The sequence below is a fragment of the Halomonas sp. MCCC 1A11062 genome, assembly GCF_021404355.1.
Classification (GTDB): domain Bacteria; phylum Pseudomonadota; class Gammaproteobacteria; order Pseudomonadales; family Halomonadaceae; genus Halomonas; species Halomonas aerodenitrificans.
In genome coordinates, this window is the sequence record NZ_JABFTW010000013.1 from 23,043 (window position 1) to 38,553 (window position 15,511).

Consider the following 15,511-nt stretch of genomic DNA (forward strand, 5'->3'; position numbering starts at 1 on the left):
AGGAAATTTCTGAATGTTCAATGACGCATCCATTCTTGTCACCGGCGGCACTGGCTCTTTCGGCCATACCTTCATCCCCATGCTGCTTGAGCGCTATAATCCCAAGCGGGTGATCATCTTCTCGCGTGACGAGATGAAGCAATGGGAGATGGCCAAGAAATTCGAAGGGGACTCAAGGGTACGCTTTTTCATAGGCGATGTACGTGACCGGGATCGGATCTATCGTGCCTTGGACGGTGTGGATTATGTCGTGCATGCAGCGGCTACCAAAATCGTGCCTACCGCCGAGTACAATCCCTTCGAGTGTGTCAAGACCAACGTCATCGGCGCGATGAATCTGATCGATGCCTGTATCGATAAAGGCGTCAAAAAGGTGGTGGCACTTTCGACCGACAAAGCTAGCAGCCCCATCAATCTCTATGGTGCTACCAAGCTGACCTCCGACAAGCTGTTCGTGGCGGGCAACTCCTATGCCGGTGGGCATGACACTCGCTTTGCGGTGGTGCGCTATGGCAACGTGATGGGCTCACGTGGCTCAGTGATACCGTTCTTCATGTCGATCTGCGACAAGGGCGTGCTGCCGATTACGGATGAGCGCATGACGCGCTTCATGATCAGCCTGGAGCAGGGCGTAGAGCTGGTGTGGCACGCTTTTGAGGATATGGAAGGCGGTGAGATCTACGTAAAGAAGATCCCCTCCATGAAGGTCACTGACCTAGCTCGTGTCGTAGCCCCCGAGGCAAAGCAAGAAGTGGTCGGTATTCGACCCGGCGAGAAACTGCATGAGCAGATGATCGGCGCCGAAGATGCCTATTACACTTACGAGTACCCCGAACATTTCAAGATCCTGCCGGCAATCAACAGCTGGGACAAGGACGCCAACCGCATCAAGGATGGCCAGAAAGTGCCGGAAGGCTTCGTCTACGCTAGCGACAACAATGCCGAGTGGATGAGTGACAGCGAGCTTCGGGCATGGATCGATGCCAATTGGGATAAGATCGGAGCCATCTAATGATTCCCTACGGTCGCCAGGACATTCAACAGGCCGATTTCGACGCCGTGCTTGAGGTACTGCAGTCGGATTTCCTAACCCAAGGCCCGGTGGTACCGCGCTTCGAGCAAGCCGTCGCCGACAAGGTTGGCGCCCGCCATGCGCTGGCGGTGAACAGCGCTACCTCTGCTTTGCACATTGCCTGCCTGGCGCTGGGCCTGGGCGAGGGCGACTGGCTGTGGACCTCTCCTATTACCTTCGTCGCCTCAGCAAACTGCGGACTTTACTGTGGTGCCAAGGTGGATTTCGTGGATATCGATCCACGCACCTACAATCTCTGCCCCCAGGCGCTGGTAGCAAAACTGGAGCAAGCCGAGCGGGTAGGGCGCCTGCCAAAGGTCGTGGTGGCAGTGCACCTTAGCGGCCAGCCCTGCGATATGCAGGCTATCCACGCGCTAAGCCAGCGCTACGGCTTTCGCATTATCGAAGACGCATCCCACGCCATCGGTGGTAAATATCAAGGCGAGTACATCGGGAACGGCCGCTTCAGCGACATCACGGTATTCAGCTTCCATCCGGTGAAGATCATCACCACTGCCGAAGGCGGCATGGCGCTGACCAACGACGATACACTGGCCAGACACATGGATCTGCTGCGCAGCCACGGCGTGACCCGTGATCCGGCGCTTATGACTCACGAGGCCGACGGCCCCTGGTACTACCAGCAGGTCGAGCTGGGCTATAACTACCGTATGACCGAGCTGCAGGCCGCCCTGGGGCTTTCCCAACTTGAGCGCCTGGACGACTATGTGGCTCGGCGCAACGCCCTTGCCGAACGCTACGATGCCGCCCTGGCCGAGCTTCCGGTCACCACGCCCTGGCAAAATCCGGACAGCTACTCAGCGCGCCACCTCTACGTTATTCGCCTCAAGCTCGATCAGGTCACCTCTACACATCGCCAGATCTTCGAGCGCCTGCGCGAACAGAGCATCGGCGTCAATCTGCACTATATCCCCGTGCACACCCAGCCCTATTACCGTCAACTGGGCCAGGGGACAGGCGACTACCCGGAAGCGGAGCGTTACTACGCCGAAGCCATCAGTCTGCCGCTCTATCCCACCATGAGCGAAGCGCAGCAGGATAAAGTCGTGACGGCGTTGACACAGGCGGTGGTGGGAAAATGACCCAGGGATTTGAGGAGCAGGCCATTGCCATTATCCCCGCTCGTGGTGGCAGCAAGCGGATACCGCGAAAGAATATTCGTGAATTCGCCGGCAAGCCAATGATTGCCTGGTCGATCGAGGCCGCATTGGCCACTGGCTGCTTCGCGCGGGTACTCGTTTCTACCGATGATGACGAAATCGCGTCGGTGGCTCAAGCGTATGGCGCTGATGTGCCGTTTTTCCGGCCAGCCGACCTATCCGATGACCATACAGGCACGATTCCGGTCATTGCGCATGCCATCGACTGGCTGCGAGAACAAGGTGAGGCCCATGAGGCGGTCTGTTGCCTCTATGCCACGGCTCCCTTCGTGTTGCCGGAGGATTTATTTGCGGGTTACGAGGCACTGCAGAGCGGTCATGACGTCGATTATGCCTTTTCTGTCACTAGTTACGCCTTTCCCATTCAGCGGGCGCTACGCCTGACCCCCCAGGGCCGAGTGGCCATGTTCCAGCCGCAACACTTCCATACCCGTTCCCAGGATCTCGAAGAGGCCTGGCACGATGCCGGCCAGTTCTATTGGGGCAGGGCCGACGCTTGGTGTGCCGGGGCGCCCATCTTCAGTGAGCGTGCCGTGCCGCTAGTGCTGCCACGTCATCGTGTACAGGATATCGACACTCCTGAGGATTGGCTTCGAGCCGAATGGCTGTTCAAAGCTTGGCGGGCTCAGCAGCAGAGTGGTGAAGCATGACTGCAGCACCCTCGCCATCCTGCTTTCATGGGAAAGCAATAGCTTTCCGCGTTGACGCCTCGTTGGAGATTGGAAGCGGCCACGTCATGCGCTGCCTGACACTCGCCGATGTCCTCCATGAGCTAGGTGCCGAGTGTCATTTCATCTGCCGTGAACATCCGGGGCATCTGTGTGACGTAATCGAAGCGCGTGGCTTTGTTGTGCACCACTTGCAAAAACAAGATAGCGAAGTTGAGCCTGCGTCTGAATTTGAGACGAGACCCGCTCATGCGCATTGGTTAGGCGGAAGTTGGGAGCAGGACGCCGCTGCATGTTTACCGATCCTGAGCGAGCTGAGTCCCACCTGGCTGGTGGTGGACCATTACGCTCTGGATCATCGCTGGGAAACGACAGTGCTTGATGGGCTTCCCGCCTTGGCGCCGCGACTGCTAGTGATCGATGACCTGGCGGATCGACGCCATGTTGCCGATCTTCTGCTAGACCAGAACCTCGGCCGAAAGGCGGAGGACTATCGTGGTCTGGTGCCTGATGCCTGCCAGGTGCTGGCAGGCCCAGGCTACGCCTTGCTACGCCCCGAATTCCGCGAGTGGCGTGAGGCCAGCCTCAACCGACGTTCCCGGGAGCCTCGCTTGCAGCGCCTACTGATCAACCTCGGCGGCGTGGACAGGGACAACGTGACCGGCCAGGTACTGGACGCACTGGCAGCCTGCGACTTACCGGATAGCCTGCAGATCTGCGTCGTGATGGGCGCCACCGCCCCCTGGCGGGAAACGGTGACAGCCCAGGCCAGGGCGATGCCCTGGCCTACCGAGGTGGTGTTCAACGTCAGCGATATGGCCCAGCGCATGGCCGAGGCGGATCTCGCAATCGGTGCCGCCGGTAGCACCTCTTGGGAGCGCTGCTGCCTGGGGTTACCCACCTTGATAGTGGTATTGGCAGATAACCAGGAAGAGAGTGCCCGCGCGCTTGTAGAGAACCGAGCCGCGTTACTTCTAAACGTGGCTGAACTGAAGGAAACTTTGCAGAGGCAACTGGGCGCACTGGCTTCTCCCGGCGTGTTGAGCACGATAAGTAAAAAAGCAGCCGAGTTGGTGGATGGGCAAGGTGTAGCTCGCGTGTTAGCTGAGATGCAACACGTTAGCCGTCATAGGCTACGGTCTATGGAAGAGCACGACCTTGAGCGAGTGCTGGCCTGGCGCAACCATCCTGACGTACGTCGCTTCATGTACACTCAGCGGATGATTACGCTGGATGAACATCTCACCTGGTTTGAACGTGCTAGGCAAACCCCCGAGCGTCATTTGCTAATCTATGAGCAGGACGGACAGCCGCTGGGCGTTGTCAACCTCAACGTGGTGGACACCCAGGCAAGGCGCGCCGAATGGGGCTTCTATCTTGCACCAGACGCACCACGCGGCAGCGGTCAGGGGCTAGGACGGTGCACCTTGTATTATGCTTTTGCCACCCTTGGCTTGAATAAGCTGTGCGGTGAAGTCCTTGCCGATAACCAGCGTTCACTTCATTTTCACGAGCGCCTAGGGTTTCGTCGCGAAGCAACCCTGCGTGACCATTTCCATGACGGCAGTGCCTACCATAATGTCATCGGCTTCGGTCTATTGGCCGATGAATGGTATGACTCACAAGGAGCCAAGCACTAATGACACAGCCTTGGATCGAAATCGACGGCCGTCGGATTGGCCCCGGCCATCCACCGTACATTATTGCTGAGCTTTCAGCGAATCATAACGGCAAGATAGAAACAGCGATGCGCATCATTGAAGAAGCCGCTAAAGCCGGTTCGGATGCCGTCAAGCTGCAGACCTACCGCCCTGATACCATCACCTTGGATTGCGATAGCGAGGACTTTAAGATCAAAGGTGGCCTATGGGATGGGCGCACGCTCTACGAACTCTACGAAGAGGCGCACATGCCGTGGGAGTGGCATAAGCCCCTTTTTGAGCATGCCCGTAAGCTAGGCATCACCATCTTTAGCTCGCCCTTTGATCCCACGGCCGTGGATTTTCTTGAAGATTTGGGGGCGCCTGCCTACAAGATCGCCTCGTTCGAAGCAGTCGATCTCCCCTTGATCGAGTACGTGGCCAAAACCGGCAAGCCGATGATCATCTCCACCGGCATGGCCGACGCCGAAGAGATCCAGGAAGCAATCGACGCCGCTCGTGGTGCCGGTTGCAAGCAACTGGCGGTTCTGCACTGCGTTAGCGGCTACCCAGCACCGCCAGAGGATTACAATCTACTCACTATTCCCGATATGCTTGAACGCTTTGGGTTGGTGACGGGACTGTCCGACCATACCATCGATAACACCACTGCTATCACTAGCATTGCTCTAGGAGCCAGTCTTGTCGAGAAGCATTTTACGCTAGACCGTAATGGCGGCGGTCCCGACGACAGCTTTTCGTTGGAGCCTGCAGAACTTGCTGCCCTATGCCGTGATGCTAAAACTGCTTGGCAGGCTTTGGGGAAAATAGACTATGGAAGAAAATCCAGCGAACAAGGAAATATAAAATTTCGGCGCTCTCTCTATTTTTTAAAAGATTTAAAAAAAGGAGAGCTAATATGCTCTTCTGCTGTAGGAAGCATAAGGCCTGGCTATGGTCTTTCTCCTAAATATCTAAAAGATATAGTTGGAAGAAGAGTTAATAGAAACTGTAGTGCTGGCATGCCTGTTAGCTTTAAAGAACTTGATCCGGCGGAGTGAGTTTTAAGGTGTTGAAATGGAATATGTCGAGAAAAAGATTGCTACTTATTTTTATAAGGAAAGTGCTGGGCGTGAGATGCTATATCAGCTTCTTGTCCAAAATGGTTTTAAAAGGAATAGATAAAGAAAAGCCAGTTGTTTTATGTGTTGGGAGGAGTCTGTTCAAAAAGGACTATAAGCAATTTAGTCAAGACAAGACGTTTGCTTGGATCTGGGTAGACACGTATATGCTTAAGCTTGCTCTTGATGATATAGTGCCTAGCGAATACCAGCATCAAACGCAGTATATAGATTCATTAGAACTACATAAGGAAGAATGGCGTTCCGCAATAAATTTAATGAGCAAATTCCTTGAAAAAATCAAAAAGAGGGTGGCGGTAAATTCAGTGCTAACAGCGAATATTGATTATTGGCAAGATTACGCACTGAAAAAAGCTGCGCAAGACCAGTCAGTAAAAGTGGTTGTTCTTTCTAAAGAGTTCCCAATAAATAAAAAAGTTTCGGAGGAGTATAGGAGAAAATATTACAAATTTGAACATTTAGCTGACTATATCTGTTGTTTTGGAAGCAGGTTGCAAGACATATTTATTGATTCAGGCCTAGGCAACAAAAATAACATTGTCGTCACTGGAGCACCCCGTCTAGATGCATGGCGATCGGCCCAATACATACAAAGCGGTAATATCGTTACACTTCTAAGTTTCAGAGAGGGCTATGGGGGGGATAGTGAAATTTTTTTTTATGACGTAATGGAAAGAACTATAAAAGCACTAGAAATCAAATCTGAGAAGTATGTTCTATACATTAAAGCCAAGAATAAAATTGATGAAAAATTAATTAAAGAAGAGGTGGGGGAGTCAAAGAATGTAATAGTAACTAGTTCGGTTGAACTAACTGACCTTTTACCTAGATCTAAAATAATAATAGGATTTAATAGCTTGTCATTAGTTGAGGCGCTATTAACTGAATCTGTAATATTAGTACCTGATTGGCATGGCCTAGATAAAAAGGAAGATATGTTAAGCACTTTTTCCTTTGTTCCTCCTGGGACAATAAACCTAGTTACTAAAGAAAAGCTTTCAAAGCTGTTAGAAAATATAGAAAGTACAGTTGATGAATTAGCACCCATTAGGGAAAATAGGTTGAGTATGCTAAAAGAATTTATGCAATGGGATGACGACGAAACAAGTACTGAGAAGCTGGTTAAAATTTTAAAGAAAGAAGGATTAAAAGATAAAGAAATATGCTGAGTCGATATTTGTATCTCCCGGTAGAGATCTATAAAAGAGAGTTCATGGCTAAGCTCTTTTTGGGAATGAGGGCTGCTTCAAAAGGCATGGTTGTTGTAATAGGCAGCCACTCTTCGCACTGTTTTAAAAATGTCTCTTCTGGTTTTTTGCTACATAAAGATCATGCTCCATGGAGCTATGAAAAAATATTGAATCTAAAAAGGAGTGGTGTCTGTGTCGGGGTGTTGGATGAAGAAGGTTTAATCTACCGCTCGGAAGAGATATACAAAACAACACGGGTGTCAGAAAAAGTATTTCAAGAAGTAGATGTGGTTTACCTATGGGGCAGTGAGCAGAAGAGATTAGTAGAAGAATATGTGGATAAAGGAAAAATAAAAATTGTTGGAAATCCACGGTTTGATTTATTAAAGTACATCAAAAATCAGAAGCAAGCTCAGCCAAATGAACCGTATAATATTTTAATAAACACTAGATTTCCTTCATGTAATAATATTAGAGGTAGTGGCGAGTTAGACAACTTGATAAAAATTGGAGTTATTAGTAGTGAAGAGCAAAAGCAAACCTATTTAAACTACGTGGAAAAAGATGAAATAATATTCAAAGAATTTTTGAGGCTGATAAAACTATTTGGTGATGAGAAAAAGTTCTTTGTAACTATAAGGCCGCATCCGGCTGAAAGCATTGAAATTTATAAAAAAATAGCGGAAGGCTATTCAAATGTAATAGTTGACAATGAAACAGAGTTAGTAAAGCAGCTTATTTTAAATAATTGTGTCATTCACGACGGCTGCACTACAGCGATAGAAGCCTATGCAGCAGGGAAACCTGTAATTGGCTTAAGGCCGCAAAATCTTTCTTTCGAATATGGTGATTTTTGTAATCGCTTTTCTAATAACTTCAGCAATGCTGACGATGTTTTAAGTTACTTGAAATCTAGTGATTTTAAGTCTTTTGCTTTAATGCCTAAGCAAGAAGTCAAAAAATATATAAAAAATTGGCTTAGCGAGAGAGATTGTGTAGATAAAATAGTTTCCTCAATACAAGAAATGAATATAAATGAGGAGTATTACGATATAAAAAAATTTAAGCAAGAGGCAGGTTTTAAGTCAAAACTAATAAGCTACGTCGTGAGCGGGAAAATTAATCACTATTTAATGAGCTTTTTTTTCAATAAAAAACTCAAAAAAATCATGGCCAAACATGCTGTTGCCAATTCAAAGTTCCCAATCATCAGCAAGCAGTTGGTTTCAGATAACATTGAGTTTCTAAAAAACCTTACTGACATTGAAGAAGCCTATCAAATAGATATGATTGACGATAAATCCTTCGTTTTGAGAATTAAATAAAAGGCTGAGCTTTGAAGATAGTATATATATCAAATTCTTTTGTTCCTTCGCATGCAGCAAATAGCGTTCATGTGATGCGGATGTGTCAAGCGCTCGCTTCAAATGGTAACGATGTTGAGTTGATAATTCCTAGGAAGGATAAAATATATTCTGATCCGTTTTTGTATTACGGTATAAAGCCAAATTTGTTCAAGATAAGCCGTGTATTATGGTTGCCTATCAAAGGGAAAGGTTATCTTTATAGCCTTTTTTCGGCAGTAAAGGTAAGGTTTACAAATCCCGAAATTGTTTATTCTAGAAATCTTGTTGCTGCTTGGGTTGCTGCTTTTTTGGGATGTAAGGTGATATTTGAGTCACATTTTCCTGTTTCTAGCTCTGGTTTTATCTCTAAACGTATTTTTAACTCCCTTATAAATAAAAACAAGCTTATTAAATTGGTAGTTATTACTCATGCACTAAAAAAATATTATGAGGAGGATAGTCCTAGCTTAAGAAAGAAAATTCAAGTTCTACCTGATGCTGCTTATGCGTATGATGAACAATGTTCTCCATTACCTTTGCAAGGAAATGTTGATAATGTGAATGTTGGCTATGTAGGAAGTCTGCATAAGGGAAAAGGACTTGAGATAATTTCCAAGCTGGCTATTATTTGTAGTTATGCTAACTTCCATGTGGTGGGGGGGGAAGCTTCTCAGGTGAAATACTATACAAAAAAATTTTCAAATATTCCAAACTTGTTTTTTTATGGCCACGTGGAACATCATAAAACAAAGAGTTATATAAAGGCATTTGATGTGGTGCTTCTTCCTAATCAGCAGGAAGTGAAGACGTCTGGCAGAGGTGTAAATATTGGGAAATGGACATCTCCCCTAAAGGCCTTTGAGTATATGGCAGAAAAAAAACCTATCATTGCTTCTGATTTGCCAGTGTTGCGTGAAATTTTAATTCACGAAAGCAATGCGCTGTTGTGCTCCGCAACAGACATACTCCAATGGCGAGAGGCTTTAGATAAGCTTAGAAACGATAGTCATCTTTCTCGAAGCCTAGCAGAGAAAGCTTACAATGACTTTTTAAATAATTACACATGGACTGCGAGGGCTAAGAAAGCAGTTCATGACGTTGGTGGGAATAATGAGTAAGGTCATGTTTTTTCTCCCATCTCTACGTGGCGGTGGGGCTGAGCGTGTTATGGTCACCGTAGCCAATGTTCTAGCCTCAAAAGGTTTTGATGTTGATTTGGTTGTATGTCAATTAGAAGGCCCTTACTTGAATAATGTATCTCCCCAAGTCAATGTTGTGAGTTTGCAGGTAGGCCGTGTTGTATTGGGTCTACCTAAATTGATTCGTTATTTAATCATTACCAGACCACTGGTTGTGCTTTCTACATTAGTGCATGCTAACGTGACTATGTCTCTTGCACATATGGTGTCGCTTTCCTCTTCTACGCTGGTTTTGCGTGATGCTAATGTTGTGCATGCCGGAAACTCTTCGTCTGTATCAATGTATATAGTGAATCTTGCCTCTCGTTTTTTCTATCGTCGTGCTGATAAAATCATAGCAGTTAGCCAAGCAGTAAAGGATAGCCTTGTTAAATACAGAAAAGTCCTTATAGAAGATATAAATATTGCTTATAACCCTGTAGTCGATGATGAGTTAAAAACACAATCTTATCTACTGCCAGAACATTCTTGGTGGAGCAATGAGGCTAATTTAACTAATGGCTGCGTGAAAAGGGCTCCAATAATTTTGGCTGCAGGGCGGCTAGCGTATGCTAAAGGGTTTGATGTTCTTATAGAAGCTTTCGCAAAGCTAAATATTGATAACGCTAGGCTGGTTATTCTTGGTGAAGGTCATTGCCTTAAAGATTTACTAGCATTGTCTGACAGGCTGGGAGTTGGTGCACGTGTTTCTCTTCCTGGTTTTGAAAAAAATCCGTTCAGCTTCATGAGGCATAGTGATCTCTTTGTACTTTCATCTCGTTGGGAGGGATTGCCTAATACCTTAATACAGGCAATGGCATGTGGCACCCCTGTGATTAGCACTGACTGTCCTGGAGGGTCGAGGGAAATTCTGGAAGGGGGGAAGTGGGGAAGGCTAGTGCCGGTTGATGATTCGGAAGCTCTAGCCTTGGCCATGCATCAGTCCCTTGAGGCTGAAGATCATCCTGACGTGACGCGTCGTGCACAGGATTTTTCTGTCGATGCTGCAGTCGAACGTTATATGGAGATAATGGGCCTTCCATGCCCTACATAAACCACATGAAAATTGTATTCTTTATCGGTGATATGTTTCAGGGTGGAGCAGAGCGACAAATAGTCTATCTTTGCAATGGACTTGTTGCCAAAGGGCATGACGTAACGTTGCTGACTTTGAGAAGAGGAGATGCCTACTCAAGCTTCCTCTCAAAAGATGTTAAACGTCATGTGTTAGATGAATATTCATCTTTTGGTATTTTTTTTCGTCTTGTCAGCTATCTTTGTAATAACCGCCCCGATGTGTTGGTTAATTTTTTGTTTCATGCTACCCTTTTGGGTAGGGTTGCGGCTTTTTTTGGTAGGGTGAGGGCAGTCACGTCTCATCGGAACACTAGCTACTCGCGTAAGTCACGGGATTTTCTGATTCGTCTGACAGAACCCTTGGATAGCGCAACCCTATCGAATGTTGCAGGAGCGGATCAAGCACTGAGACCTATCTTTGGAGCCCGTTCTGTACGAGTTATTCCAAATATTTTTCTACAGCAAAGCAGTGACCCCGGCACTAAAAACACATTCCTGAAGGCTACGGAATTCCGCTGGTGTTATGTCGGCCGACTTGAACAGCAAAAAAACCTGCCAGCATTGCTGGAGGCGATAAAAATTCTCTCACTCGATCAGTCGCTACACTTGGATGTTGTTGGAGGCGGAAGGCTGCATTCGGAGCTAGAAGAACATATTAATTGCCTCGGCCTTGAATACTGTGTCGCTTTACATGGCCAATTGGATGATACTCACCTTGTGCTATCTCAGGCAGATGCCTTTGTATTGCCTTCTTGCTGGGAGGGCATGCCCAATGCACTGATGGAGGCAATGGCTGCCGGACTGCCCTGTGTTGCTACGCCCGTCGGTGCGGTTCCCGACATGCTACGGGATGGACGAGGCATTTTGGCGGAAGGCACGGATCCTGGAGCACTGGCTGAGGCCATGCGAAAGGCCATGTCGCTAACTGTGGAAGAGCGGCAGGAAATGGGGTGTCGGGCTAAGGCCTATATCGAACAGGAGTGTAGCCCTGAAGCTGTTATCGAACGTTGGGAGCGAGTGCTGCTCAGCGTCGTCAAGGAATAGAGAGTGAGTACAAGGATATGTATACCTCCGCAGATTGGCTGGCAGTGTCTCCGTTGCGGCTTGGTGTGGTGGCGGGTACCTGTTCGCTGGCTGCTACCTGGTTTATTCAGCTAGTTCTGCTTGGGTTGATTCTGCCACATTGGAGTGATGGGAGTGGATTGATTCCCGGCCAGGATGTGGTGGGCTTTCATCGAGTGGCGGCTGAACAGGCCGAAGCCATTGCTTTGTATGGATGGTCCGCCTGGGAACTGCGACCAAACGGTTGGGGCATCTCCGGCTTGATGTCGGCCTGGTATGCGCTCACCTTGCCTGAGCCTTGGGTATTGGCGCCCATTCAGGCACTGCTTTACGGCGTGAGCGTGGCACTGCTTGCCAAGCTGGTTTTCGCCGTTACTGAGAATAATAGGATTGCGCTGCTGTCTGTACTGCCCGCAGTGCTGCTGCCTTCTGCCGCCATTATCTATGCCCAGCCCCATCGCGATCTTTACGTGATGTTTGGGCTGATGCTGGCTATCTATGGTTGGTGGTTACTGTTTCGCATGCAGCAGGTGCCTTTGCAAAAAGCGCTTGGGCTGGCGGCTTGTGGATCTGGGTTGATTGCCGTCGGTTTCATCGTAGCGTGGTTGGTTCGGGAGTTTTCCGCTGAGATTTTCCAGGGGCTTGGTGGGCTTTTCGTATTGCTTTTGTGTCTGTTGGCTGGATACGGTTTACGCCAAACTCGCCGGTATCTGGCCAGTACTTTGGCCAGCCCTGTGGTTGCTTTACTGCTGCTGTTCGCTATGGCGTCGTTTCACTCCGGTGACTTTTTTACCCGTGAGCTTCAGGTGGCGCCTGAAGTAACTGAGTCACCCGGTGCGCCGGAAATGGATGTAGGAGACGGCTGGCGCTCAGTCAATTGCTTACCAACACGAATCGACGACTCCTTGCGCCGCCTGGCAGGAGCTCGTGAGCACTTTATTCGAGGCTACAGTCACGGACGTACAGCAATCGATACGCATATCCACTTTCGTGATGTGACGGATTTGCTGGCCTACACCCCCCGTGCCGTGCAAATCGGGTTGTTCTCGCCGTTCCCCCATCAATGGCTGCCGCACCCTGAGGCCGAGCCGGTGCGCAATGCTTACCGCGTGTTGGGTGGCGCGGAGATGGTCGTGCTCTATCTTGTGTTGCCGTTCCTGCTTTATGCCGGCTGGTGCTGGTGGCGGCGACCGGCCTTTTGGGTAATGTTGGTGCCAGCCTTGGCCTGGGTCATGGTGTATGCCTATACCGTACCGGTGGTAGGCTCGTTGGTTCGCTATCGCTTCCCCGGGTATGTGATATTGGTGGCGTTGGCTGTGGCCGGTCTGTGTCAAGCGGTGCTGCATTGGCGTGAGTTCCGTCGCAGCCGGTTGGTGGCTCCGAAGTGACAGACTGCGGAACGAACCTAAAGTTTTGTGAACAAATGCCGCTATAGCGGGTGAACTAAGGACGGGCGGCATTTGATGAAAGTAGCTTTCATTGCCAATTCGGTTTGGTATCTCTCCAATTTTCGTGCCTCTACGCTCGAGGCTTTCTCCCGACGGCATACGGTCAGTTGCCTGGTTCCCACCCAGGACGACCCGAGCCCGTTGGCCAGGCTCGATGTGGCCATGTCGCCGTTCTATCTGGATGCCGTGAGCACCCAGCCGTTTAAGGAAGCGCGGGCATTGCTTTCTCTTATCGCCACGCTGCGCCGTGTGCGTCCCGCGGTGGTGTATAGCTTCAACCCCAAGACCAACCTCTACGCGCTGATTGCCTGCTGGCTGTTGCGCCTGCCCTGTGTGCCCAACGTTTCCGGCGTGGGCGTGGCGTCGCAGCTGGGCGGGGCGAAGGGGTGGCTGTACCGTGGGCTGGCGGGCTTTTTCTATCGCCGTGCCAGGCATGTGTTCTTCCAGAACCGGCAGGACCGCGAGGCCTTTCTGCAGGCGGGGTGGGTGAGTGAGGCACGCAGCGAGGTGATCCCCGGTTCGGGGGTGGATCTCGCACGCTTCGTTCCCAGGCCGCGTGAGCCCGGTCGGCCGGTACGCTTCCTGATGGCGGCACGTTTGCTCAAGGCCAAGGGTGTGCCGGAGTATTTGCAGGCCAGCCGTGAGCTGCAGGCCCACATGCCTGGAAAAGTGGAGTTTCTGTTGGCTGGAACGCTGGAGCCCACCGAGCGTGGGATACCGAAAGCGAGCATCGAGGCCTGGGCAGGCGAGGCCGGTATGACGTTTCTCGGCCACATTGACGATATGCCGGCCTTGCTCGATACGGTAGATTGCGTGGTGTTGCCCTCTTACTACCCTGAAGGCGTGCCCCGCAGCCTGATCGAGGCCGCTGCGGCAGGCAAGGTGATCGTCACCACGGCCATGCCTGGCTGTGAGGAAGTGGTACTGCCTGGGGAAAATGGCTGGTGTGTGCCGCCGCAGAACGTCCCGGCACTGTGCCAGGCCATGCAGCGCATTGCCGAGCTCGATGAGGCCGGGCTCGCTCGCATGGGGCAGTCATCACGGGCATTGGCAGAGCAGCGCTTCGATGAGGCGCTGGTGATCGAGCGCTACTGGCAGGTCCTGCCGCAGGATGAGGCAGGGAACGAGAAAGTCGAGGGGTCACGGTGACCAGGAGTACGTTAGTGGCCGAGAATTACGAGCGCCGTCATTCCCGTTGGTACGAGCAACTGCTGCTCGGTGTGCCGTTCCAACTGCTGGTGGGCCTGCCGCTGGTGCTGTTGATCCCGGGGTTGGACCGTTGGGGCTGGGGCTTCTGGCACTTTCTGCCCGATTTCCGCAGCAATACCTTGATCGCCATTGCCGTGGCATTCGTGGTGATCATGTTCACCCTGCGCCGGCTCAACCGCTTTCCCGGCGCGCAGATGGTGGCCTATACGCTGCCTACGGTCAGCATCGTATTTTTGTTGGCGGTGGCAGTGTTGTTTTTCCTTAGGGAAGAGTACACGCGCCAGGTGCTTTTCACGGGCTACCTTGCCTGCCTGGCGTGGTTCTTTGCCGGCAACTTTCTTGGCCGGCGCTATCGGCGCATGAAGTTCGCCGTGGTGCCGGTGGGGCGGGCCACCCGGCTGCGAGGCACGAAGCAGTTCGATCTGCGCCATCTGGAGGCGCCGGACATGCAGGGCATACGTTACGACGGCATCGTTGCCGACCTGCACAGCAGCGAGCTGGGGTCCGAGTGGCAGCGCTTCCTGGCCAAGTGCACGCTGGCGCATATTCCGGTGTATCACGTTACCCAGATTCGCGAATCGATTACCGGGCGGGTGGAGATTACCCACCTTTCCGAGAATGAGTACGGCGCACTGCTGCCTTCTGCGTTTTACCAGGGCTTCAAGCGACTGACCGATATCGCGGGGGCGTTGATACTGCTGCCGCTGCTGGCCATTCCCATGCTGATAACCGCCTGGCTGATCCGGCGCGACAGCCCCGGCCCGGCGCTGTTCGTTCAAACCCGCATGGGCTACCGCGGCCGGCCGTTCAAGGTTTACAAGTTCCGTACCATGTACTGCGACCGCAAGGGGCGCGGCTTCACCGAGGGGGAAGACGACCCCCGCATTACGCCCATCGGCCGGGTACTGCGCAAGTACCGCATCGATGAGCTGCCGCAGATCTTCAACGTGCTGAAGGGGGAGATGAGCTTCATCGGCCCGCGCCCGGAATCCATGAGTCTTTCAGCGTGGTATGAGAAAGACGTGCCGTTCTTCAGCTACCGCCACGTGGTACGCCCCGGCATTTCCGGCTGGGCCCAGGTGGAGCAGGGCTACGCCGCCGAAGTGGATGGCATGATCGAGAAGCTGCAGTACGACTTTTACTACATCAAGCACTTCTCACTGTGGATCGATGTGCTGATCACCTTCAAGACGTTGAAGACAATTTTTACGGGGCACGGGGCAAGGTAGGCAAGGGGGGCGTTCGTGAGGCGTAGGCGACATGGTGTATTCAACCCCAAGCGAGTGCTGGGAGAGTTA

The 15,511-nt window shown here is 51.0% G+C and carries 13 protein-coding genes; all 13 read left to right on the forward strand.

The window, feature by feature from the left end; translation table 11 throughout:
• Positions 1-13 precede the first annotated feature (13 nt).
• The 13 genes from pseB to HOP58_RS14625 all read left to right on the forward strand — a co-directional run bounded on the left by pseB (position 14) and on the right by HOP58_RS14625 (position 15,442).
• On the forward strand, positions 14-1,012 hold the full coding sequence (gene pseB, locus HOP58_RS14565) for a UDP-N-acetylglucosamine 4,6-dehydratase (inverting) (RefSeq protein WP_234260717.1): 999 nt from the start codon (positions 14-16) through the stop codon (positions 1,010-1,012).
• Positions 1,012-2,175: a UDP-4-amino-4,6-dideoxy-N-acetyl-beta-L-altrosamine transaminase gene (pseC, locus tag HOP58_RS14570; protein ID WP_234260718.1), complete on the forward strand. Its 1,164-nt coding sequence runs from the start codon at positions 1,012-1,014 to the stop codon at positions 2,173-2,175. Before pseB ends, pseC begins: the two co-directional genes overlap by 1 nt.
• On the forward strand, positions 2,172-2,903 hold the full coding sequence (gene pseF / locus HOP58_RS14575) for a pseudaminic acid cytidylyltransferase (protein WP_234260719.1): 732 nt from the start codon (positions 2,172-2,174) through the stop codon (positions 2,901-2,903). Before pseC ends, pseF begins: the two co-directional genes overlap by 4 nt.
• On the forward strand, positions 2,900-4,561 hold the full coding sequence (gene pseG, locus HOP58_RS14580) for a UDP-2,4-diacetamido-2,4,6-trideoxy-beta-L-altropyranose hydrolase (RefSeq protein ID WP_267963450.1): 1,662 nt from the start codon (positions 2,900-2,902) through the stop codon (positions 4,559-4,561). The genes pseF and pseG overlap by 4 nt, the downstream gene beginning before the upstream one ends.
• Positions 4,561-5,622, forward strand: coding sequence for a pseudaminic acid synthase (gene pseI, locus HOP58_RS14585; protein WP_234260721.1), 1,062 nt, complete (start codon positions 4,561-4,563; stop codon positions 5,620-5,622). The genes pseG and pseI overlap by 1 nt, the downstream gene beginning before the upstream one ends.
• 71 nt (positions 5,623-5,693) lie before the next feature.
• Positions 5,694-6,872: a hypothetical protein gene (locus HOP58_RS14590; protein ID WP_234260722.1), complete on the forward strand. Its 1,179-nt coding sequence runs from the start codon at positions 5,694-5,696 to the stop codon at positions 6,870-6,872.
• Positions 6,866-8,218, forward strand: coding sequence for a surface carbohydrate biosynthesis protein (locus HOP58_RS14595; protein WP_267963451.1), 1,353 nt, complete (start codon positions 6,866-6,868; stop codon positions 8,216-8,218). The genes HOP58_RS14590 and HOP58_RS14595 overlap by 7 nt, the downstream gene beginning before the upstream one ends.
• 74 nt (positions 8,219-8,292) lie before the next feature.
• A complete protein-coding gene (locus HOP58_RS14600; protein WP_267963457.1) occupies positions 8,293-9,357 on the forward strand; it encodes a glycosyltransferase in 1,065 nt (354 codons plus the stop codon).
• On the forward strand, positions 9,350-10,471 hold the full coding sequence (locus tag HOP58_RS14605) for a glycosyltransferase (RefSeq protein ID WP_234260725.1): 1,122 nt from the start codon (positions 9,350-9,352) through the stop codon (positions 10,469-10,471). The genes HOP58_RS14600 and HOP58_RS14605 overlap by 8 nt, the downstream gene beginning before the upstream one ends.
• 5 nt (positions 10,472-10,476) lie before the next feature.
• Entirely contained in the window at positions 10,477-11,538 is a 1,062-nt protein-coding gene (locus HOP58_RS14610; RefSeq protein ID WP_234260726.1) for a glycosyltransferase, read from the forward strand.
• Between the two features lie 17 nt (positions 11,539-11,555).
• Complete coding sequence (locus HOP58_RS14615) at positions 11,556-12,944, forward strand: hypothetical protein (RefSeq protein ID WP_234260727.1); 1,389 nt, start codon at positions 11,556-11,558, stop codon at positions 12,942-12,944.
• A 75-nt stretch (positions 12,945-13,019) separates the two neighbouring features.
• Positions 13,020-14,153 carry a glycosyltransferase family 4 protein gene (locus HOP58_RS14620; RefSeq protein ID WP_234260728.1) on the forward strand — a complete coding sequence of 378 codons (1,134 nt, stop codon included), beginning with the start codon at positions 13,020-13,022 and terminating at the stop codon, positions 14,151-14,153.
• 14 nt (positions 14,154-14,167) lie between these two features.
• Positions 14,168-15,442, forward strand: coding sequence for an exopolysaccharide biosynthesis polyprenyl glycosylphosphotransferase (locus HOP58_RS14625; protein ID WP_234260729.1), 1,275 nt, complete (start codon positions 14,168-14,170; stop codon positions 15,440-15,442).
• Positions 15,443-15,511: the final 69 nt, after the last annotated feature.